We start from the raw sequence: 21,381 nt of genomic DNA on the forward strand, positions 1-21,381 counted from the left end.
TCTCGAGCCACCTCCGGCAGGATGGAGCTCGGGTCGAAGAAGGAGCAACCATGAGTCTGCCCAATCCCGCCGATCTGATCAGCCAGATGGCGATCCGCCTCAAGGCGCACCTTGCTCAACGCGGCGTCAGCGAACCGCGTTACATCGGTATCCGCACCGGCGGCATCTGGGTCGCGCAGGCGCTGCTCAAGGAACTGGGCAGCGACGCGCCGCTGGGCACGCTGGATGTTTCCTTCTACCGCGACGACTTCAGTCAGAACGGCCTGCACCCACAAGTTCGCCCGTCTGCCCTGCCCTTCGAGATCGAAGGCCAGCATCTGGTGCTGATCGACGACGTGCTGATGAGCGGGCGCACCATCCGCGCCGCCATGAACGAATTGTTCGACTACGGTCGCCCGGCCAGCGTGACGCTGGTCTGCCTGCTCGACCTGGAAGCTGGCGAACTGCCGATCCGCCCGAACGTGGTCGGCGCGACCCTGTCGCTGGCCGCTCACGAGCGCGTGAAGCTGTCCGGTCCCGAGCCGCTGAGGCTCGAACTGCAAGATTTCACCCTTTAATCCGCCCTATTGAGAGTCCCCCTCGCGATGACGCCTCTAGATACCAAGCGCCCGCTGCAGCTCAATGATCAGGGCCAGCTGCGCCACTTCCTCTCGCTCGACGGTCTGCGCCGCGAGTTGTTGACGGAAATCCTCGACACTGCCGACTCGTTCCTTGAAGTCGGCGCCCGGGCGGTGAAAAAAGTCCCATTGTTGCGCGGCAAGACCGTGTGCAACGTGTTCTTCGAAAACTCCACCCGCACCCGCACCACCTTCGAACTCGCCGCCCAGCGGCTGTCGGCGGACGTGATCACCCTGAACGTGTCGACCTCGTCGGCAAGCAAAGGTGAAACCCTGCTCGACACCCTGCGCAACCTGGAAGCCATGGCCGCCGACATGTTCGTCGTGCGCCACGGTGATTCCGGCGCTGCGCACTTCATCGCCGAACATGTTTGCCCGCAGGTGGCGATCATCAACGGCGGCGACGGCCGTCACGCGCACCCGACGCAAGGCATGCTCGACATGCTGACCATCCGTCGGCACAAGGGCGGTTTCGAAAACCTCTCGGTGGCCATCGTCGGCGACATCCTGCACTCGCGGGTCGCGCGCTCGAACATGCTCGCCCTGAAAACCCTCGGCTGCCCGGACATCCGCGTGATCGCGCCGAAAACCCTGCTGCCGATCGGCATCGAGCAATACGGCGTCAAGGTCTACACCGACATGACCGAAGGCCTGAAAGACGTCGACGTGGTGATTATGCTGCGCCTGCAACGTGAGCGCATGACCGGCGGCCTGCTGCCGAGCGAAGGCGAGTTCTATCGCCTGTTCGGCCTGACCACCGCGCGCCTGGCCGGAGCCAAACCCGATTGCATCGTCATGCACCCGGGGCCGATCAACCGTGGGGTGGAAATCGAGTCGGCGGTGGCCGATGGCCCACACTCGGTGATCCTCAATCAGGTCACCTACGGCATCGCGATTCGTATGGCCGTGCTGTCCATGGCCATGAGCGGGCAGACTGCCCAGCGCCAATTCGAGCAGGAGAACGCCCAGTGAAGCTCAGCATTCTCGGCGCACGCGTCATCGATCCAAGCAGTGACCTGGATCAAATCACCGACATTCACATTGAAGCCTGCAAGATCATCGCCCTCGGCGCGGCGCCGGCCGGTTTCAGCGCGATGGAAACCATTGATGCCACAGGCCTGGTGGCCGCTCCGGGCCTGGTCGACCTCAACGTCGCCCTGCGCGAGCCGGGCTACAGCCGCAAAGGCTCAATCGCCAGCGAAACCCGCGCCGCAGCGGCCGGCGGTGTGACCAGCCTGTGCTGCCCACCGCAAACCAAACCGGTGCTCGACACCTCCGCTGTGGCCGAACTGATCCTCGACCGCGCCCGCGAGGCCGGTAATACCAAGGTGTTCCCGATTGGCGCCTTGAGCAAAGGTCTGGACGGTGAGCAGCTCGCCGAGCTGGTTGCCCTGCGCGACGCCGGTTGTGTGGCGTTCGGCAACGGTCTGGAGAGTTTCCGCAACACCCGCACCCTGTGCCGGGCGCTGGATTACGCGGCGACGTTCGACCTGACGGTGATCTTCAACTCGCAGGATCACGATCTGGCCGAAGGTGGCCTGGCCCATGAAGGCGCGGTGGCCAGTTTCCTCGGCCTGCCGGGGATTCCGGAAACCGCTGAAACGGTGGCGCTGGCTCACGACCTGTTGCTGGTCGAGCAGACCGGCGTGCGCGCGCACTTCAGCCAACTGACCAGTGCTCGCGGTGTTGCGCTGATCGCTCAGGCTCAGGCCCGTGGTTTGAAGGTGACGGCGGATGTGGCGCTGTATCAGTTGATTCTGACCGACGAAGCGCTGATCGACTTCAGCAGCCTCTATCACGTGCAGCCACCGCTGCGCACCCGCGCTGACCGCGATGGTCTGCGCGAAGCAGTGAAGTCGGGGGTGATCTCGGCGATTTCCAGCCATCACCAACCCCATGAGCGTGACGCCAAACTGGCACCGTTTGGCGCGACTGAACCGGGCATCAGCAGCGTAGAACTGCTGCTGCCGCTGGCGATGACGCTGGTTGAGGATGGTTTGCTCGATCTGCCGACCTTGCTGGCTCGCCTGAGCGCCGGCCCGGCCGAGGCACTGCGCCTGCCGGCGGGCAAACTGACGGTGGGCGGTGCGGCGGATATCGTACTGTTCGATCCGAAGGCATCGACGGTGGCCGGTGAGCACTGGCTGTCGAGAGGCGAGAACTGCCCGTTCATGGGTCACAGCTTGCCGGGTGTGGTTCGCTATACGCTGGTGGATGGGCGGATCAGCCACCAGGCCTAAAAGCAAAAGATCGCAGCCCGGCGAGGGGCTGCGATCGATTGAGCTGCATCTAATGGCTATACAAAACCGTAATTAAAAGGATGATTTACTCAATCAACCTTACCCACAACAAGCAGTTGCACGAGATCGCAAGACCGCACAGCCATATCCCTCCTCAAATTATCTCCGCTAAATACCAGTCCAGAAACGTCAGAAAAATCGCACTCGCCTGAAAGAAAATTCTCCCCCTCCGCAATTCGCGAAAACAACTTCAACCTAATCAGAAACAGCCTACAAAGCTTCCAGATAAAAAATTATCGATCAGCAATTAACATTGATCCATCAGAAGGATGACAAACACAAACAGGGATGAACAAATGAAAAACGCACTTACGTTACCCCCAATAGTCACACGAGGCACAACTGGAAATTCTGGCGGCTTTACGGTCGACACGGGATTCAGGTGGGGAACCTATGCAACTGCAGATTGGCAGGGAGCGGGAGAAGCCATCATTACTAATGAAGGTCAAACCTATTCCCTTCCGTTGAGTGGTGGGCCAACAATATCCACCGCAGACATGGATTTATTCCATGCCTTATTGGCCAATACCATCAGAAGCACCAAAGAAGCTGGAACCTACTACTTGTCTGACCCCAAGATCCCATACGCAACCATCAATGACAGTAAAGTCACGGGAGCGTACTTAGGAAGAATAACGTTGAAGATGGAAGGGAACTTTACTCGAGACAATCAAGGCGCTTGGGTTTTCGATGGTTTCGTCAAAGCCTACGCTGACACCTACGACTTCGACGCCAGTAACAGATCGACCGCTCTTGAAACATTAACAACAGCTGGTAGAGTATTTTCTGGAACACACTATGAAATCGATATATTCGGCGAACAAAAAATACGACTCAACGGAGTTGGCTATAATCCGTCACCGTAACACGATGAATTCCTGAGAGGCTAATCACGAAAATGCCAATGAATCGAACCTACAAACATCCGAGCTACGTCTACCCGTTGTTTTTAGCCATCACATCTGTCACGGGCATATTCACAATTATAAATAATCTGGAATTAAACAAATATCAAATGGATCGGGACTCAGTTGGGCTACCCATCAGCATAATAATAATCACATGGGCAGTTCTAACACTCGCACACATGATACAAATAGTGATCCTAAAAAATAAATCCACCCGCAACCACACAGGCTTACTAATTAATATCCCAATATATTTGATTGCAGCTTCATCGCTATCGATTCTCGCGGACAGAACTATTTACTGGGCGGTACCCGACCATGCTGTGATTTCAATTCTGTATGGCGCTTGCACGATCGTATTCATGGATTTTCAACTGAGGACACTCGCACAATTGAAATAAACCGAACGCACATCAAGAGGCTTGCTGGCCAGGCACTGCGGCTTTCCAGCAAGCTCCCTCATCCAGTAATTACTGAAAGGTGCCGCGATTCTGTGCGTTGCGCACCGAGACCTGATCGTTCAGTGTCCAGAAGTCATACAGCACGCCAATGAAGAACAACCCGCCGGTCAGCAGGTACAACAAGCCGCTGATCCACTTGCCCTGGTACATCCGGTGCACGCCCAGCACGCCGAGAAACGTCAGCAGAATCCACGCCACGTTGTACTCGATCGGCCCGTCGGCAAAGCGCAGATCTGCTTCGCGATCCATTGCCGGGATCAGAAACAGGTCGATCAGCCAGCCAATTCCCAGCAAACCGAAGGTGAAGAACCAGATCGTCCCGGTCACAGGCTTGCCGTAATAAAAGCGGTGGGCACCGGTAAATCCGAAAATCCACAGCAGGTAACCGATGATTTTGCTGTGGGTGGTTTTTTCCTTCACACGGGGTAGCTGATAGCTGTTCATGAAGACCTCGATGCACTCGATAGATAAATATTCTTGAATTCTTTGTGACTTTTTTACAGGTAGCCGACGTATGGCAAATGTTACCGTCGCTACCGTGAAAGCCTTATAGCACCGGACCTCTGTCCGACAATCGCGTCAATTTGCCGCTTATTTGGTTCCGTTGCCTCCCGTTTGAATCGACCAACGGCCTCGGAAGTCACAAAAAAGCTGTTATAAAGTTGCGCGCTATCACTTAAGAGCCACGCCTAATGCGACCATTTTTCAAGACATGGCTAACTATTTGCCTATTAATGCCACTGGCCGCCCACGCCACCAATCGTGAGCAACGTCTTCCTAACGTTAACGGCTTTACTCCTAAATCCCATGCTTCTGCCCCATCGAGCAAAAGCAAACAAAGCAAAATCACCACGCTGAGCAGCAAAAGCCGCAGCAGCCTGGTACCGCCGATGGCGAGCAAGGAAAGCAGCAATGTCCTGAGCCGCGCCGTAAACGTCCTCGGTACTCCTTATCGTTGGGGCGGCAGCAGCCCAAGTAAAGGCTTTGATTGCAGCGGCCTGGTGAAATACGCGTTCAACGACGCCACATTCGACCTGCCACGCACTTCCAATGCCATGGCCAGCGGCCACGGTGAGAAAGTCGACCGCAAGGATTTGAAGCCTGGCGACCTGATTTTCTTCAAACTCAAGAGCCGTCGGGTCAATCACGTTGCCATCTACATGGGCAACGACCGCTTTATCCACGCGCCACGTCGTGGCAAGTCGGTGAGCATCGATACGCTGAACAAGCCGTATTGGCAGAAACATTACGTGGTTGCCAAGCGTGTATTACCGAAAGAGCAAAGCCAGATGCGCGTGGTTCAGCGCTAAAGGTCAAAAGATCGCAGCCTTCGGCAGCTCCTACAGGATTCTGTGTTCATCCCCGATATGTGGACGATCTGACCTGTGTAGGAGCTGCCGAAGGCTGCGATCTTTTGCTTTTAGAAGTTATCCGGCGTGCGCGCCTTCTCCCGCGCATGCTCGCGACTGATCAAGCCCTTGGTCACCAGATCTTTCAGGCACATATCCAGTGTCTGCATCCCCAGCGACCCACCGGTCTGAATCGCCGAATACATCTGCGCCACCTTGTCCTCGCGGATCAGGTTACGGATCGCCGACGTTCCCAGCATGATCTCGTGCGCCGCCACTCGCCCGCCGCCGATCTTCTTGATCAACGTCTGCGAGACCACTGCCAGCAGTGACTCCGACAGCATCGAACGCACCATGGATTTCTCGTCACCGGGGAACACGTCCACCACACGGTCGATGGTTTTCGCGGCAGACGTCGTGTGCAATGTGCCGAATACCAGGTGCCCGGTCTCGGCCGCGGTCAGCGCCAGGCGAATGGTCTCCAGGTCGCGCATCTCGCCCACCAGAATCACATCCGGGTCTTCACGCAACGCTGAACGCAGAGCCGTAGCGAAACTGCGGGTATCGCGGTGGACTTCACGCTGATTGATCAGGCATTTGCGCGACTCGTGAACAAACTCGATCGGGTCTTCGATGGTCAGGATGTGATGGTGGCGATGGGTATTGAGGTAGTCGATCATCGCCGCCAGCGTGGTCGACTTGCCGGAACCGGTCGGCCCGGTGACCAGCACCAACCCACGCGGAGCATCGGTGATCTTGCGGAAGACGTCGCCCATGGCGAGGTCTTCCATGCTCAGCACTTTCGAGGGAATGGTGCGGAACACGGCACCCGCGCCACGATTCTGATTGAAGGCATTGACCCGAAAGCGCGCCACGCCGGGGACTTCGAAGGAAAAGTCGGTTTCCAGATGTTTCTCGAAGTCGACCCGTTGGGTGTCGTTCATGATGTCGTAGATCAATTCGTGCACTTGCTTGTGGTCCAGCGCCGGCAGATTGATCCGCCGCACATCGCCATCGACGCGGATCATCGGCGGCAGACCGGCCGACAGGTGCAGGTCGGAAGCGCCCTGTTTGGCGCTGAAGGCCAGCAGTTCAGTGATATCCATAGCGCTCCTCAATTCCAGTAGAATGCCGCGAACCTTCAGACCCACGGCGCCTCTTGATGTCCACGATAGCAGACAACATCCTTCAGGTTAGTTCGCGCATCCAGGCCGCTACCGCCGCAGCCGGACGCGCTGAAAACAGCGTGCAGTTGCTGGCCGTGAGCAAAACCAAACCTGCCGAGGCGCTGCGCGAAGCTCATGCCGCCGGTCTGCGGGACTTTGGCGAGAACTATCTGCAAGAGGCCCTGAGCAAACAGCTCGAACTGGCCGACCTGCCCTTGATCTGGCACTTCATCGGCCCCATTCAATCGAACAAGACTCGCGCGATTGCCGAGCATTTCGAATGGGTGCACTCCGTGGATCGTCTGAAAATTGCCCAGCGCCTGTCCGAACAGCGCCCGGCCGACCTGCCGCCGCTGAACATCTGCATTCAGGTCAACGTCAGCGGTGAAGCCAGCAAGTCCGGCTGCACCCCGGCCGACCTGCCGGCGCTGGCGAATGCCATCAGCGCCCTGCCACGCCTTAAGCTGCGCGGCTTGATGGCGATTCCCGAGCCGACTGAAGATCGCGCCGAGCAGGACGCCGCGTTTGCTGCCGTGCAACGTTTGCAGGCCAGCCTGAATCTGCCGCTCGACACACTTTCCATGGGCATGAGCCATGACCTTGAGTCGGCCATTGCCCAAGGCGCCACCTGGGTGCGGATTGGTACCGCCCTGTTTGGCGCACGCGACTATTCCCAATCTTGAAATTTTCCAGATAAGGACCTGACATGAGCAACACACGTATTGCCTTCATCGGTGCCGGCAACATGGCCGCCAGTTTGATCGGCGGCCTGCGGGCCAAGGGTCTGGAAGCTGCACACATCCGCGCCAGCGACCCGGGCGAAGAAACCCGCGCCAAGGTCAGCGCCGAACACGGCATTGAAACTTTCGCCGACAACGCTCAGGCCATCGAAGGCGTCGACGTTGTCGTGCTGGCGGTCAAACCACAGGCGATGAAAGCCGTTTGCGAAGCGATTCGCCCCAGCCTCAAACCCGATCAACTGGTGGTCTCCATCGCGGCGGGCATTACCTGCGCGAGCATGACTGCATGGCTAGGCGAGCAGCCGATCGTACGCTGCATGCCCAACACCCCGGCGCTGCTGCGTCAGGGTGTGAGTGGTCTGTACGCCACCAGCGAAGTGACTGCCGAACAACGCCAGCAAGCCGAAGAACTGCTGTCCGCCGTCGGCATCGCACTGTGGCTGAATGAAGAACAACAACTCGATGCAGTGACCGCTGTATCCGGTTCCGGCCCTGCGTACTTCTTCCTGCTGATCGAAGCCATGACCGCCGCCGGCGTCAAACTCGGGCTGCCGAAAGAAACCGCTGAACAACTGACCCTGCAAACCGCACTGGGCGCCGCGCACATGGCAGCGGCCAGTGACGTCGATGCTGCCGAACTGCGTCGTCGCGTGACCTCGCCGGCCGGTACCACCGAAGCCGCGATCAAATCGTTTCAGGCCGGGGGCTTCGAGGCTCTGGTGGAAAAAGCACTCGGCGCCGCCGCGCACCGCTCGGCCGAAATGGCCGAACAACTGGGCAAATAAGGAGCCTTACATGATTGGATTGAACACTGCAGCGGTTTACGTGCTGCAAACCCTCGGCAGCCTGTACCTGCTGATCGTACTGCTGCGCTTTGTCCTGCAACTGGTGCGGGCGAATTTCTACAACCCGCTTTGCCAGTTCATCGTCAAAGCGACTCAGCCGCTGCTCAAGCCACTGCGCCGGATCATCCCGAGCATGTTTGGTCTGGACATGTCGTCGCTGGTGCTGGCGATTCTGGTGCAACTGGCGCTGATGGCGCTGACCCTGCTGCTGACTTACGGCACCATCGGCAACCCGCTGCAACTGCTTATCTGGTCGCTGATCGGCGTGACTGCGCTGTTCCTGAAGATCTTCTTCTTTGCCCTGATCATCAGCGTGATCCTGTCCTGGGTCGCTCCGGGCAGCCACAACCCGGGCGCTGAGCTGGTCAACCAGATCTGCGAGCCAGCCCTGGCGCCGTTCCGCAAATTCCTGCCTAACCTCGGTGGTCTGGATCTATCGCCGATCTTCGCCTTCCTCGCGCTGAAGCTGATCGACATGCTGGTGATCAACAATCTGGCGGCGATGACGATGATGCCGGAAATCCTCCGTCTGCTGATGTGAGCTGGTTTCGTTGGGACGGTGACGACCTGATTCTGGAGTGTCACCTGCAACCGGCAGCCCGTAGCGATGATTTCTGCGGGCTGCACGGTGATCGCCTGAAAATCCGCCTGACTGCGCCACCGGTCGAGGGCAAGGCCAATGCGTATCTGATGGGTTTTCTGGCCAAGGCTTTTGGGGTGTCCAAGAGCCAGGTCAGCTTGCTCAGTGGCGAGTTGAACCGGCAGAAACGGGTGAAAATTTGCTCCCCGAAGAAGTTGCCGGATTTGCCAGATCTAATGCGTCCGACCTGATCCACCGAGTCGTCCCACTCGCGAGCAGGCTCGCTCCCACATTGAAACGCAATCCCCTGTGGGAGCGAGCCTGCTCGCGAATGGCGGCACCTCGGTCCAGAGCGAACACATGAGGGCCAGATGGTTGCTTGCCGCTAACCCCCCCGGTCTTTAGACTTACGCCTCATTTCAACGAGAGCAGGGTCGATGCCAACTGCCTTTCCCCCCGATTCTGTTGGTCTGGTGACGCCGCAAACGGCGCACTTCAGCGAACCTCTGGCCCTGGCCTGTGGCCGCTCGCTGCCAGCCTATGACCTGATCTACGAAACCTACGGCACGCTGAACGCACAGGCGAGCAACGCCGTGCTGATCTGCCACGCCTTGTCCGGCCATCATCACGCCGCCGGTTATCACAGCGTCGACGACCGCAAACCCGGTTGGTGGGACAGCTGCATCGGCCCCGGCAAACCGATCGACACCAGCAAGTTCTTCGTGGTCAGCCTGAATAATCTGGGCGGCTGCAACGGCTCCACCGGCCCGAGCAGCATCAACCCTGAGACCGGCAAACCGTTCGGTGCCGACTTCCCGGTGCTCACCGTGGAAGACTGGGTGCACAGCCAGGCGCGCCTCGCTGACCTGCTCGGCATCGGCCAGTGGGCCGCGGTGATCGGCGGCAGCCTCGGTGGTATGCAGGCGCTGCAATGGACCATCACTTATCCGGATCGCGTGCGTCACTGCCTGGCCATCGCCTCGGCGCCCAAGCTGTCGGCGCAGAACATCGCGTTCAATGAAGTGGCGCGCCAGGCGATTCTCACTGACCCGGAATTCCACGGTGGTTCGTTCCAGGAAGCGGGTGTAATCCCCAAGCGCGGCCTGATGCTGGCGCGCATGGTCGGCCATATCACCTACCTGTCCGACGATTCGATGGGCGAGAAATTTGGCCGTGGCCTGAAGAGCGAGAAGCTCAACTACGACTTCCACAGTGTCGAGTTCCAGGTCGAAAGCTACCTGCGTTATCAGGGCGAAGAGTTCTCCGGACGCTTCGACGCCAATACCTATCTGTTGATGACCAAGGCGCTGGATTACTTTGATCCGGCGGCGAACTTCGACGATAACCTGGCGAAAACCTTCGAGAACGCCACGGCCAAGTTCTGCGTGATGTCGTTCACCACCGACTGGCGCTTCTCCCCGGCCCGCTCGCGTGAGCTGGTGGATGCACTGATGGCGGCGCGCAAAGATGTCAGCTATCTGGAAATCGACGCACCGCAGGGCCACGACGCCTTCCTGATTCCGATCCCTCGCTACTTGCAGGCGTTCGGCAATTACATGAACCGCATCACGTTGTGAGAAAGCCATGAGAGCTGATCTGGAAATCATCCAGGAATGGATCCCCGCCGGCAGCCGCGTCCTCGACCTCGGTTGCGGTGACGGCGAACTGCTGACCTGGCTGCGCGACAACAAGCAGGTCACCGGTTATGGCCTGGAAAACGATGCTGACAACATTGCCCAGTGCGTGGCCAAAGGCGTCAACGTCATCGAGCAGGACCTGGACAAGGGCCTCGGCAACTTTGCCAGCAACAGTTTCGACATCGTCGTCATGACCCAGGCCCTGCAAGCCGTGCACTACCCGGACAAGATCCTCGACGAAATGCTGCGGGTCGGTCGTCAGTGCATCATCACCTTCCCCAATTTCGGCCACTGGCGCTGCCGCTGGTATCTGGCGAGCAAGGGGCGCATGCCGGTGTCGGAGTTTCTGCCCTACACCTGGTACAACACGCCGAACATTCACTTCTGCACCTTCGAAGACTTTGAAGAACTTTGCCGCGAACGTGACGCGAAGGTCATTGATCGGCTTGCCGTGGATCAACAGCACCGCCACGGGTGGGCCAGTAAGCTATGGCCTAATCTGTTAGGTGAGATTGGTATCTACCGCGTCAGCAGCCCGGTACTGGCAGATCACCAAATCGCGGTCTGACATTCGAGGAGAACGAGCATGAGACGTTTGATTGGCACGCTGTTGGCAGCATGTCTGAGCTTTTCGGCGGTCGCCGCCGACGCGATCAAGGGCGAGCGCAAGGAAGTGCTTGGTGATGTCACCGTTCACTACAACACCTTTAATTCCACCTTTCTGACGCCTGACATCGCCAAGGCTGCCGAACTGATCCGCAGCAAGAACCAAGGCGTGATCAATGTCTCGGTGATCAAGGACGGCAAACCACTGGTCGCCAATGTCACCGGCACGGTCAAAGACCTGACCAGCAAAAGCGTGCCGCTGAATTTCCGCCAAGTCACCGAACAGGGTGCGATCTATTACATCGCCCAATACCCGGTGGAACAGCAGGAAACCCGCACCTTTGAAATCAAGGTGCAGAGTGGCGACAAGATCAACACCATCAATTTCAACCAAGAACTTTTCCCCGGCGAATGATGAACCTCAAGCAGCTCGTACTGGCCAGCCACAACGCCGGCAAACTCAAGGAACTCCAGGCCATGCTCGGCGAATCGGTGCAACTGCGCTCGATCGGCGAGTGGAGCAACGTGGAGCCGGAAGAAACCGGTCTGTCGTTCGTCGAGAACGCGATCCTCAAGGCACGCAATGCCGCACGCATATCCGGGCTGCCGGCGCTGGCCGACGATTCCGGTCTGGCCGTGGATTTCCTCGGCGGCGCACCGGGCATCTACTCGGCGCGTTATGCCGACGGCAAGGGCGATCCGGCAAACAACGCCAAACTGCTCGATGCCTTGAAGGACGTTCCTGAGGCCGAGCGCGGCGCGCAGTTCGTTTGTGTTCTGGCACTGGTGCGTCACGCCGACGATCCGTTGCCGATCCTCTGCGAAGGCTTGTGGCACGGGCGCATGCTGACGGCGGCCAGCGGCGAACACGGTTTTGGTTACGACCCGCTGTTCTGGGTGCCGGAGCGTGATTGCTCCAGCGCCGAGCTGACGCCTGCCGACAAGAACCAGATCAGCCACCGCGCCCGTGCAATGGATCTGCTGCGCCAGCGTCTGGGCTTGAAATGACCCGTGACTCTTCTGCGTCGTCGCTGATAGTCGGCGGCGCCGCTTCTTCGCCACGGGCGCCATTGCCGACGTTGCCGCCCCTGTCGTTGTACATCCACATCCCGTGGTGTGTGCGCAAATGCCCGTATTGCGATTTCAACTCGCACACCGCCAGCCCGGTGCTGCCGGAGCAGGAGTACGTCGACGCGTTGCTGGCCGATCTCGATCAGGATCTGCATGCGGTCTACGGTCGCGAAATCAGCTCGATTTTCTTCGGTGGCGGTACGCCGAGCCTGTTCAGCGCCGAGGCGCTCGGGCGTTTGCTGGAGGGCGTCGAGCAGCGCATTCCGTTTGCTCACGACATTGAAATCACGCTGGAAGCCAACCCCGGCACCTTCGAGCAAGAGAAGTTCGTTGCGTACCGCAAACTGGGGATCAATCGCCTGTCGATCGGTATCCAGAGTTTCCAGGAGGAAAAACTCAAGGCCCTCGGCCGTATCCATAACGGCGACGAAGCGGTACGTGCGGCTGGCATGGCGCGGCAGGCCGGGTTCGATAACTTCAATCTCGACTTGATGCACGGCCTGCCCGATCAGTCGCTGGACGATGCGCTGAGCGATCTGCGCCAGGCCATCGAACTGAATCCCACGCATATCTCCTGGTACCAACTGACGCTGGAGCCGAACACCGTGTTCTGGAATCAGCCGCCTGTGCTGCCGGAAGACGACACGCTGTGGGACATTCAAGAAGCCGGGCAAGCGCTGCTGGCCGAGCACGGCTATGCGCAATACGAAGTGTCGGCCTATGCCCAAACCGGCCGCCCCGCGCGGCACAACCTCAATTACTGGAGTTTCGGCGACTTCATCGGCATCGGCGCGGGTGCGCATGGCAAGCTCAGCCATCCGGACGGGCGCATCGTGCGCACCTGGAAAACCCGTTTGCCGAAGGACTATCTCAACCCGGCCAAAAGCTTCCAGGCTGGCGAAAAAGCCCTGACCAATGACGAGATGCCGTTCGAGTTTCTGATGAATGCTTTGCGCCTGACCGCTGGCGTCGAATCGCGCCTGTATCCGCAGCGCACGGGGCTGTCGCTGGAAAGCCTCGCCGAAGGCCGGGCAGCCGCAGAACAAAGCGGTCTGTTGCAGGTCGAACCGTCACGTCTGGCGGCCACCGAGCGCGGACAGCTGTTCCTCAATGACTTGCTGCAACAATTTCTGAACTGATTTCAGTGCTAAGGGAAAACGCATGGATTTGATACTCGATCTGCTCGCCACCGTCTCCCGCTGGAGCCGCAGCAACCTCTCGGAAATCGCCCTGGCACTGGTGGGCTGCCTGCTGGTGCTGTTCGGCGCCGACTTCAAAGGCTGGGTCGAACAACGTCTGGGCAGCATTGCCGGCGCCCTGCGCGTACCGCTGATGGCCCTGCTGTGCGTGATCGGCAGCGGCGCAGCGCTGATTTACGCCACGCCGTGGGTAATCAAAGGCCTGAGCCAGTTCAACAATTACAGCCTGGCGCCGGTGTTGTTGGTGGTACTGGTGCTGATCGGCGTAGTCGCCGACCGCCGCTGAATTCGAGCCATACACAAAGCAAATGTGGGAGCGAGCCTGCTCGCGAAGGCGTCATGACATTCAACTTCATCGTTGACTGTCAGAGCGCTTTCGCGAGCAGGCTCGCTCCCACATTGTTACTGCGTAAGGCTTACGACTGCTTTTCGAACTTCAGATCCCACACACCATGCCCAAGACGTTCGCCGCGGCGTTCGAACTTGGTGATCGGGCGTTCGGCCGGGCGCGGTACGCACTTGCCGTCTTCGGCGAGGTTGCGGTAGCCCGGGGCGACGTTCATGACTTCCAGCATGTATTCGGCGTACGGCTCCCAGTCGGTAGCCATGTGCAGAATGCCGCCGACCTTCAACTTGCTGCGCACCAGTTCAGCGAACGACGCCTGGACGATACGACGCTTGTGGTGACGGCTTTTGTGCCACGGATCCGGGAAGAACAGCATCAGGCGGTCGAGGCTGTTGTCGGCGATGCAGCGGTTGAGCACTTCGATCGCGTCGCAATCGTAGACCCGCAGGTTGGTCAGGCCCTGCGTCAGTACGCCATTGAGCAGCGCGCCGACACCCGGACGGTGAACTTCAACGCCGATGAAATCCTGATCCGGTGCAGCAGCGGCCATTTCCAGCAGCGAATGGCCCATGCCGAAACCGATTTCCAGCGAGCGCGGTGCCGAACGGCCGAAAACCTGATCGTAATCGACCGGCTCATCGGCCAATGGCAGCACGAACAGCGGTGCGCCTTGATCCAGGCCTTTCTGCTGGCCTTCGGTCATGCGCCCGGCGCGCATCACGAAACTCTTGATGCGGCGGTGTTGGCGCTCGTCGCCCTCTTCCGGCTGGATAGGCGTGTCGTTCGATTCAGTCATCTTGGCTCTTACTTGATCAGACCATCCAGCGGCGAAGAGGCGCTGGCATAGAGTTTTTTCGGCATGCGGCCGGCGAGGTAGGCCAGACGGCCCGCGACGATCGCGTGTTGCATGGCTTGGGCCATCATCACTGGCTGACCCGCGTGGGCAATGGCCGAGTTCATCAGCACTGCGTCACAGCCCAGTTCCATGGCGATGGTGGCATCGGAGGCGGTGCCGACACCGGCGTCTACCAATACCGGAATCTTTGCTTCTTCAAGGATGATCTGCAGGTTGTATGGATTGCAGATACCCAGGCCAGAACCGATCAGACCGGCCAGCGGCATGACGGCGATGCAGCCGATTTCCGCCAGTTGACGGGCGATGATCGGGTCATCACTGGTGTAAACCATCACGTCAAAACCTTCCCTGACCAGTGTTTCGGCGGCCTTGAGGGTTTCGATCACGTTGGGGAACAGGGTTTTCTGGTCGGCGAGTACTTCCAGCTTCACCAGATTGTGGCCGTCGAGCAGCTCACGGGCCAGGCGGCAGGTGCGCACGGCTTCAATGGCGTCGTAGCAACCGGCGGTGTTCGGCAGGAAGGTGTAGCGATCCGGCGACAATACGTCGAGCAGGTTCGGTTCGCCTTCGATCTGGCCGAGGTTGGTGCGGCGCACGGCGAAGGTGACGATCTCGGCACCCGAGGCTTCGATGGCCTGGCGGGTTTCTTCCATGTCACGGTACTTGCCGGTACCGACCAGCAAACGCGACTGGTAAGTACGACCGGCCAGCACAAAAGGCTTGTCGCTACGAACGATGCTCATGGGGAATCCTCTTTAGGGGTGAGGGTCTTGCAGAATTCTGTGCCCTTGCGGGCCGAGCGATTAGCCGCCGCCGATGGCGTGAACCACCTCGACGTTATCGCCGTCGTTTAGCGCGGTGTCGGCATGCTGGCTGCGCGGGACGATATCCAGATTGAGTTCGACCGCCACCCGGCGTCCGGTCAGATCCAGACGGGTCAGCAGGGCCGCAACGGTTTCACCGTCGGGCAGTTCAAGGGATTCACCGTTCAACTGAATGCGCATGCGCAATGCCGCCATCATTTTTAGGGGCTCGCATTCTAGCCCGATCATGACCTAAAGGTCAGCACCAAGCGTCAAGCGGTTCATTGCAAGCGCCAGGCAGCCAGGCCCAGGCACACCCAGCCGACGAGAAACGCCAACCCGCCGAACGGGGTGATGATGCCGAGCTTGCTGATACCGGTGGTGGTCAGCAGGTAGAGGCTGCCGGAAAACAGCAGGATACCGACGGTGAACGAGACACCGGCCCAAGTGACCAGTCGCCCCTGAATCTGCGTAGCCAGCAATGCCACACCGAATAACGCCAGTGTATGCACCAGTTGATAGGTGACGCCCGTGTGGAAAATCGCCAGATATTCAGGTGTCAGACGGCTTTTCAGGCCGTGGGCGGCAAACGCACCCAGCGCGACACCCGTGAAACCAAAAAAAGCGGCCAGCATTAAAAAGCCACGCAGCATTGGGAACTCCAGTCAGACTCGATCGGCAGGGTCTGTATAATGGCCCGCTCCACGGGTTCGGCCAAGCCATCTCTATGTTGCGTTCAATTTTCCGTCGTCTCACTAAGGCCCTGCTCTGGTTTGCGGGGGGCAGCGTATTGCTGGTTCTGGTATTTCGCTTCGTACCGCCGCCGGGCACCGCGCTGATGGTCGAGCGCAAGGTCGAATCCTGGATCGACGGCGAGCCGATCGACCTGCAGCGCACCTGGAAGCCGTGGGACGAGATTTCCGACGATCTCAAAGTGGCGGTCATGGCTGGCGAAGACCAGAAATTTCCCGAGCATTGGGGCTTTGATTTCAGCGCAATTCAGGCAGCGCTCGCGCACAACGAACTCGGCGGCTCAATTCGCGGCGCCAGTACGTTGAGCCAGCAAGTGTCGAAAAACCTGTTTCTGTGGGCCGGGCGCAGCTATCTGCGTAAAGGCCTGGAAGCCTGGTTTACTGCGCTGATCGAGGTGTTGTGGCCCAAACAGCGGATTCTCGAGGTGTATCTGAACAGTGTCGAGTGGGATGACGGCGTGTTCGGCGCCGAAGCCGCAGCGCGACATCATTTCGGCGTGAGCGCGAAGTCGTTGTCCCGACAGCAGGCGAGCTATCTGGCGGCGGTATTGCCCAACCCGCGGGTGTGGAGTGCGAGCCATCCGACGGCTTATGTTGCGCGCCGGGCCGGGTGGATTCGGCAACAAATGAGTCAATTGGGTGGGACGAGTTATCTGCTGAGTCTGAATGATTCGCGGCGTGCACCGTGGGCGCAGTGACTTCAAGATCAAAGGATCGCAGCCTTCGGCAGCTCCTACAGGTGAATGCGGGTCCCGTGTAGGAGCTGCCGAAGGCTGCGATCTTTTGATTTTCAAACAAAAATGCCCCGATCATCGCTGATCGGGGCATTTTTTGTTGTCGGCCGCCGGTTATGCGGCAATCGACAATTTGAGCTTGTTCATCGCGCTCTTTTCGAGCTGACGGATTCGCTCCGCCGACACGTTGTACTTCTGCGCCAGGTCGTGCAGCGTGGCTTTCTCTTCTGCCAGCCAGCGCTGGTAGAGGATGTCGCGGCTGCGTTCGTCCAGCACTTCCAAAGCTTCGTGCAGGTTGTTGTTGGAGTTGTCGCTCCAGTCGGCATCTTCCAGTTGACGCGCCGGGTCGTACCGGTGGTCTTCCAGATAGTTGGCCGGCGACTGGAAGGCGCTGTCGTCGTCCGCTTCCGCAGCCGGGTCGAAAGCCATGTCATGGCCGGTCAGGCGACTTTCCATCTCGCGCACTTCACGCGGTTCGACGCCGAGGCTTTCCGCCACACGGTGGACTTCCTCGTTATTCAGCCACGCCAGACGCTTCTTCTGGCTGCGCAGGTTGAAGAACAGCTTGCGCTGGGCCTTGGTGGTCGCGACTTTCACAATGCGCCAGTTGCGCAGGATGAACTCGTGAATTTCCGCCTTGATCCAGTGCACTGCGAACGACACCAGGCGCACACCCATTTCCGGGTTGAAGCGCTTTACGGCCTTCATCAGGCCGACGTTACCTTCCTGGATCAGGTCAGCCTGAGCCAGACCGTAGCCGCTATAGCTACGGGCAATGTGTACGACAAAACGCAGGTGGGCGAGCACCATCTGCCGAGCCGCCCCCAAATCCTGCTCATAATAGAGACTCTCGGCCAGTTCACGCTCCTGCTCCGGCGTCAGCAATGGAATGCTGTTCACGGTGTGCACATAGGCTTCCAGGTTTGCGCCTGGAACCAACGCGTACGCAGGTTGCAAAGAATTGGTCATACGAAAAAACCTCCGACTTACATACTCGTGCTTCTCAGCACTGCGAAAAATTGACCGGGAACTCAGGTACAAGTTCCCAATAACCGTAAGGCCAATCACGCGCAAAAAAGATTCTACTTCGGCGCCAGCTCCCTGAGATGACGTGCGACTGCAATCCATGCACCGATATAACCCAACAGCACCGCGCCAAGCAAGAGCGACAGACCATCGGCAACTGGCACTCCGGCCAGCGCGAAATCACTGCCGTACAAGCCGGCCAATCCAACCACCGCATCGTTCAGCCAGTCCAGGCCGAACGCCAATACGCCCCAGGACAACAGCCCCGCACCGAAGCCATACAACGCGCCCATATAAAGGAAGGGGCGCCGCACATAGCTGTCAGTGCCGCCGACGAGTTTAATCACTTCTATCTCTGTGCGGCGGTTTTCAATATGAAGACGAATGGTATTGCCTATCACCAAAAGTAATGCAGAAACCAGCAGCACCGTCAGACCGAAGACAAAACGATCGCCGAGCTTGAGGATGGCGGCCAGTCGCTCGACCCAGACTAGATCAAGTTGTGCCTGTTGTACCTTCGGCAGCTCGGAAAGTTTTTGTCTTAATGCTTCCAGGGTGGTCTTGTCGACCTCGTTCGGCGTCACCAGCACCACGCCCGGTAGCGGGTTTTCCGGCAGCTCGCGCAGGGCTTCGCCCAAACCGGACTGCTGTTGAAACTCTTCCAGCGCCTGATCGCGGCCGACATATTCAGCATCAGCTACGCCGGGCATGCCTTTGATCTGTTCGCGCAACGACTCGCCCTGCTCCGGGCTGGCGTCGAGCTGCAGGTACAGCGAGATCTGCGCCGCACGCTGCCACGATCCGCCGAGACGCTCGACGTTATTGAGCAACAGCGAAAGACCCATCGGCAGGCTCAGCGCCACCGCCATCACCATGCAGGTGAAGAAACTGCCGATCGGCTGCTTGCCGAGGCGACGCAGGCTGTCGAGCAGGCTGGCGCGATGGCTTTCGACCCAGGCACGGAACAGCGTGGCGAAGTCAGGGCCGTCGTCATCGTCGTGTTTTTTCTTTTTAGCCGGTTGCGGATCGGCGGCTTTCGGGGCCACGCGCTCGGAAACCTTCGGACTGCGAGTGGCACTCATACCCCGGCCTCCCCGTCGCCGATCAATCGGCCACGCTGCAGGGTCAGCATGCGGTGGCGCATACGGGCGATCAGCGCCAGGTCGTGACTGGCGATCAGCACGCTGGTGCCCAAGCGGTTGATGTCTTCGAACACCCCCATGATCTCGGCCGCCAGACGCGGGTCGAGGTTACCGGTCGGTTCGTCCGCCAACAGCAGGGCCGGACGATGGACGATGGCGCGGGCGATGCCGACTCGCTGTTGCTGACCGGTGGACAAGTCGCCCGGATACAGATCGGTTTTATCCGACAGCGCCACGCGCTCCAGCGCCGAATCGACGCGCTTGGCGATTTCGGGCTTGGACAGCCCGAGAATCTGCAACGGCAACGCGACGTTGTTAAACACCGTGCGATCGAACAGCAACTGGTGGTTCTGGAACACCACACCAATCTGCCTGCGCAGGAATGGAATCTGCGCATTGCTGATGGTGCTCAGGTCTTGCCCGGCGAGCAGCAGCTTGCCACTGGTCGGACGCTCCATCGCCAGCAACAGGCGCAATAGCGTGGATTTACCGGCACCGGAGTGGCCGGTGACAAACAAGAACTCGCCGCGACGGACTCGAAAGCTCAGCTCATGCAAGCCGACGTGACCGTTCGGGTAGCGTTTACCGACCTGTTCGAAACGAATCATGAACGCTCCCGCTCGGCAAAGAGTGCCTGGACAAAGGGTTCGGCTTCAAAGGTACGCAAATCGTCGATGCCTTCGCCGACGCCGATATAGCGAATCGGCAGACCGAACTGCTTGGCCAGGGCAAAGATCACCCCACCTTTGGCGGTGCCGTCGAGTTTGGTCAGCGCCAGGCCGGTCAGTTCGACAGTCTGATTGAATTGCTTGGCCTGGTTGATGGCGTTCTGGCCAGTACCGGCGTCGAGTACCAGCAGCACTTCGTGCGGCGCGTCGGCGTCGAGCTTGCCGATCACACGGCGAACCTTTTTCAGTTCTTCCATCAGATTGTCTTTGGTGTGCAGACGACCGGCGGTGTCGGCGATCAACACGTCGATGCCACGCGCCTTGGCGGCTTGCACGGCGTCGAAGATCACCGAAGCGGAGTCGGCGCCCGTGTGCTGGGCGATCACCGGGATCTTGTTGCGCTCGCCCCATACCTGCAACTGCTCAACAGCAGCAGCGCGGAAGGTGTCACCGGCGGCCAGCATGACTTTCTTGCCTTCCAGCTGCAGCTTCTTCGCCAGTTTGCCGATGGTGGTGGTTTTGCCGGCGCCGTTGACGCCGACCACAAGGATCACGAACGGCTTGTTCTGCGAAACGATTTTCAGCGGCTGCTCGACCGGTTTGAGCATCGCAGCCAGTTCGGCCTGCAGGGATTTGTACAACGCATCGGCGTCGGCAAGTTCCTTGCGAGCGACCTTCTGGGTCAGACGCTGGATGATCTGCGTGGTGGCTTCGACGCCAACGTCGGCGGTCAGCAGACGGGTTTCGAGGTCATCCAGCAGCTCGTCATCAATGGTTTTGCGGCCCAGGAACAGGCTGGCCATGCCCTCGCCAATGCTGGCACTGGTTTTCGACAGACCTTGCTTGAGGCGGGCAAAAAAACCGGCTTTGGTTTCTTCGGTGCGCGGGGCTTCGGTAACCACTTCGACCGGCAAGACTGGAGCAGCAACCACGGGGGCAGGTGCTGGCCCGGGCTGTTGAACGATTGGAGCAACAGGGGCAGGAACGACCGGAGCAACAGGCTCGGAAGCGATAGGTTCAGGGACCGGCTCTGAAACAACGGGCGCAGCCACAACAGGAGCCGGAGCGACCTCTGGAACAAACGCAGCCGGCGCAGGAATCTGCGGGGTGATATGCGGCGCGGCCTCTTCAACCAGCGCCACCGGCTCTTCCGCCACTGGCAAGGTCAGCCATGGCTCAGCCGCCGGAGTCAGCGGCAGCTCAACGGCCACAGGCGCTGCAGGCTCCGGTTCAGGCTCAACCGGTTGCAACACCGGTTCGGCATTCGGCAGCACAATCGGCGTCGGCTCTTCTTCTATTAAAGGAGCAGGCGCCGGGGCCGGTTCAGGAATCGCGGGCGGCTGTTCGACGACGGGTTCCTGCGGTTTCTTACGCAGCCATCCGAACAGGCTTTTCTTCTCGCCAGCCGCAGCTGGGGTCTTCTTGTCGTCGTTGGAACCAAACATGGAGGACGGCTATCTCACGGTAGCGACGCGCCATAAGGGCGCCCCGGCAAATAAATATTCGATGCAGAACAGACTGTGTTTCACCCAGCTTGTTCACGCGCAACATTTTGTCGAGGCGCCAGCGGCACCC

At 59.3% G+C, this 21,381-nt stretch carries 26 protein-coding genes; 16 read left to right on the forward strand and 10 right to left on the reverse strand.

Going from position 1 to position 21,381, the window contains the following annotated elements:
• Positions 1-50 precede the first annotated feature (50 nt).
• From pyrR to H8B20_RS10430, 4 genes are all read left to right on the forward strand, one after another.
• Positions 51-557, forward strand: a complete 507-nt coding sequence (gene pyrR / locus H8B20_RS10415; protein WP_210623091.1) for a bifunctional pyr operon transcriptional regulator/uracil phosphoribosyltransferase PyrR — start codon at positions 51-53, stop codon at positions 555-557.
• Between the two features lie 27 nt (positions 558-584).
• Positions 585-1,589: an aspartate carbamoyltransferase catalytic subunit gene (locus H8B20_RS10420; RefSeq protein WP_007913665.1), complete on the forward strand. Its 1,005-nt coding sequence runs from the start codon at positions 585-587 to the stop codon at positions 1,587-1,589.
• Positions 1,586-2,857, forward strand: coding sequence for a dihydroorotase (locus H8B20_RS10425; RefSeq protein WP_210623092.1), 1,272 nt, complete (start codon positions 1,586-1,588; stop codon positions 2,855-2,857). Before H8B20_RS10420 ends, H8B20_RS10425 begins: the two co-directional genes overlap by 4 nt.
• 356 nt (positions 2,858-3,213) lie before the next feature.
• Positions 3,214-3,783 (forward strand): lipid II-degrading bacteriocin, encoded by a 570-nt coding sequence (locus H8B20_RS10430; RefSeq protein ID WP_210623093.1) that lies wholly within the window; start codon positions 3,214-3,216, stop codon positions 3,781-3,783.
• Between the two features lie 512 nt (positions 3,784-4,295).
• Here H8B20_RS10430 and H8B20_RS10435 read toward each other — a convergent pair.
• Positions 4,296-4,730 (reverse strand): NINE protein, encoded by a 435-nt coding sequence (locus H8B20_RS10435; RefSeq protein WP_150601974.1) that lies wholly within the window; start codon positions 4,728-4,730, stop codon positions 4,296-4,298.
• A 248-nt stretch (positions 4,731-4,978) separates the two neighbouring features.
• Here H8B20_RS10435 and H8B20_RS10440 point away from each other — a divergent pair, with 248 nt between their 5' ends.
• Positions 4,979-5,596, forward strand: coding sequence for a C40 family peptidase (locus tag H8B20_RS10440; protein ID WP_042561542.1), 618 nt, complete (start codon positions 4,979-4,981; stop codon positions 5,594-5,596).
• A gap of 110 nt (positions 5,597-5,706) precedes the next feature.
• Here the strand turns inward: H8B20_RS10440 and H8B20_RS10445 are convergent, their stop codons facing one another.
• Positions 5,707-6,741 (reverse strand): type IV pilus twitching motility protein PilT, encoded by a 1,035-nt coding sequence (locus H8B20_RS10445; RefSeq protein ID WP_007953348.1) that lies wholly within the window; start codon positions 6,739-6,741, stop codon positions 5,707-5,709.
• A 56-nt stretch (positions 6,742-6,797) separates the two neighbouring features.
• On the opposite strand from H8B20_RS10445, the gene H8B20_RS10450 reads away from it, so the two are divergent.
• From H8B20_RS10450 to H8B20_RS10495, 10 genes are all read left to right on the forward strand, one after another.
• The gene (locus H8B20_RS10450) at positions 6,798-7,484 is read left to right on the forward strand and encodes a YggS family pyridoxal phosphate-dependent enzyme (protein WP_150597569.1); all 687 of its coding nucleotides are present in this window, start codon (positions 6,798-6,800) and stop codon (positions 7,482-7,484) included.
• 23 nt (positions 7,485-7,507) lie between these two features.
• Positions 7,508-8,326, forward strand: a complete 819-nt coding sequence (gene proC, locus H8B20_RS10455) for a pyrroline-5-carboxylate reductase (protein ID WP_042561544.1) — start codon at positions 7,508-7,510, stop codon at positions 8,324-8,326.
• A 10-nt stretch (positions 8,327-8,336) separates the two neighbouring features.
• Entirely contained in the window at positions 8,337-8,927 is a 591-nt protein-coding gene (locus H8B20_RS10460) for a YggT family protein (protein WP_042561545.1), read from the forward strand.
• Positions 8,924-9,217, forward strand: coding sequence for a DUF167 domain-containing protein (locus tag H8B20_RS10465; RefSeq protein WP_042561546.1), 294 nt, complete (start codon positions 8,924-8,926; stop codon positions 9,215-9,217). Before H8B20_RS10460 ends, H8B20_RS10465 begins: the two co-directional genes overlap by 4 nt.
• A 186-nt stretch (positions 9,218-9,403) precedes the next feature.
• The gene (metX, locus tag H8B20_RS10470; RefSeq protein WP_042561547.1) at positions 9,404-10,543 is read left to right on the forward strand and encodes a homoserine O-succinyltransferase MetX; all 1,140 of its coding nucleotides are present in this window, start codon (positions 9,404-9,406) and stop codon (positions 10,541-10,543) included.
• A gap of 7 nt (positions 10,544-10,550) precedes the next feature.
• Positions 10,551-11,171 (forward strand): methionine biosynthesis protein MetW, encoded by a 621-nt coding sequence (gene metW, locus H8B20_RS10475; RefSeq protein ID WP_042561548.1) that lies wholly within the window; start codon positions 10,551-10,553, stop codon positions 11,169-11,171.
• Between the two features lie 18 nt (positions 11,172-11,189).
• Positions 11,190-11,624: a DUF4426 domain-containing protein gene (locus H8B20_RS10480; RefSeq protein WP_210623094.1), complete on the forward strand. Its 435-nt coding sequence runs from the start codon at positions 11,190-11,192 to the stop codon at positions 11,622-11,624.
• Positions 11,621-12,217, forward strand: coding sequence for an RdgB/HAM1 family non-canonical purine NTP pyrophosphatase (gene rdgB / locus H8B20_RS10485; RefSeq protein WP_210623095.1), 597 nt, complete (start codon positions 11,621-11,623; stop codon positions 12,215-12,217). Before H8B20_RS10480 ends, rdgB begins: the two co-directional genes overlap by 4 nt.
• Positions 12,214-13,419, forward strand: coding sequence for a radical SAM family heme chaperone HemW (gene hemW / locus H8B20_RS10490; RefSeq protein ID WP_228732677.1), 1,206 nt, complete (start codon positions 12,214-12,216; stop codon positions 13,417-13,419). Before rdgB ends, hemW begins: the two co-directional genes overlap by 4 nt.
• 22 nt (positions 13,420-13,441) lie before the next feature.
• Positions 13,442-13,765, forward strand: coding sequence for a DUF3392 domain-containing protein (locus H8B20_RS10495; protein WP_007913629.1), 324 nt, complete (start codon positions 13,442-13,444; stop codon positions 13,763-13,765).
• A 130-nt stretch (positions 13,766-13,895) separates the two neighbouring features.
• Here the strand turns inward: H8B20_RS10495 and trmB are convergent, their stop codons facing one another.
• From trmB to H8B20_RS10515, 4 genes are all read right to left on the reverse strand, one after another.
• Positions 13,896-14,621, reverse strand: coding sequence for a tRNA (guanosine(46)-N7)-methyltransferase TrmB (gene trmB, locus H8B20_RS10500; RefSeq protein ID WP_042561553.1), 726 nt, complete (start codon positions 14,619-14,621; stop codon positions 13,896-13,898).
• A gap of 8 nt (positions 14,622-14,629) precedes the next feature.
• Complete coding sequence (locus tag H8B20_RS10505; protein ID WP_210623096.1) at positions 14,630-15,424, reverse strand: thiazole synthase; 795 nt, start codon at positions 15,422-15,424, stop codon at positions 14,630-14,632.
• Between the two features lie 60 nt (positions 15,425-15,484).
• Entirely contained in the window at positions 15,485-15,685 is a 201-nt protein-coding gene (gene thiS / locus H8B20_RS10510) for a sulfur carrier protein ThiS (RefSeq protein ID WP_162184594.1), read from the reverse strand.
• A gap of 80 nt (positions 15,686-15,765) precedes the next feature.
• Positions 15,766-16,137 (reverse strand): DUF423 domain-containing protein, encoded by a 372-nt coding sequence (locus tag H8B20_RS10515; RefSeq protein WP_210623097.1) that lies wholly within the window; start codon positions 16,135-16,137, stop codon positions 15,766-15,768.
• A gap of 74 nt (positions 16,138-16,211) precedes the next feature.
• Between H8B20_RS10515 and mtgA the strand changes: the two genes are divergently transcribed.
• Positions 16,212-16,934, forward strand: a complete 723-nt coding sequence (mtgA, locus tag H8B20_RS10520; protein ID WP_042561556.1) for a monofunctional biosynthetic peptidoglycan transglycosylase — start codon at positions 16,212-16,214, stop codon at positions 16,932-16,934.
• A gap of 150 nt (positions 16,935-17,084) precedes the next feature.
• Here mtgA and rpoH read toward each other — a convergent pair whose 3' ends face one another.
• From rpoH to ftsY, 4 genes are all read right to left on the reverse strand, one after another.
• On the reverse strand, positions 17,085-17,939 hold the full coding sequence (rpoH, locus tag H8B20_RS10525) for an RNA polymerase sigma factor RpoH (RefSeq protein WP_042561557.1): 855 nt from the start codon (positions 17,937-17,939) through the stop codon (positions 17,085-17,087).
• A gap of 113 nt (positions 17,940-18,052) precedes the next feature.
• On the reverse strand, positions 18,053-19,078 hold the full coding sequence (gene ftsX, locus H8B20_RS10530; protein ID WP_042561558.1) for a permease-like cell division protein FtsX: 1,026 nt from the start codon (positions 19,076-19,078) through the stop codon (positions 18,053-18,055).
• The gene (ftsE, locus tag H8B20_RS10535; protein WP_042561559.1) at positions 19,075-19,746 is read right to left on the reverse strand and encodes a cell division ATP-binding protein FtsE; all 672 of its coding nucleotides are present in this window, start codon (positions 19,744-19,746) and stop codon (positions 19,075-19,077) included. Before ftsE ends, ftsX begins: the two co-directional genes overlap by 4 nt.
• Positions 19,743-21,251, reverse strand: a complete 1,509-nt coding sequence (gene ftsY / locus H8B20_RS10540) for a signal recognition particle-docking protein FtsY (RefSeq protein WP_200616840.1) — start codon at positions 21,249-21,251, stop codon at positions 19,743-19,745. Before ftsY ends, ftsE begins: the two co-directional genes overlap by 4 nt.
• Positions 21,252-21,381: the final 130 nt, after the last annotated feature.

The sequence above is a fragment of the Pseudomonas sp. P42 genome (genome assembly GCF_017973755.1).
Classification (GTDB): domain Bacteria; phylum Pseudomonadota; class Gammaproteobacteria; order Pseudomonadales; family Pseudomonadaceae; genus Aquipseudomonas; species Aquipseudomonas iridis.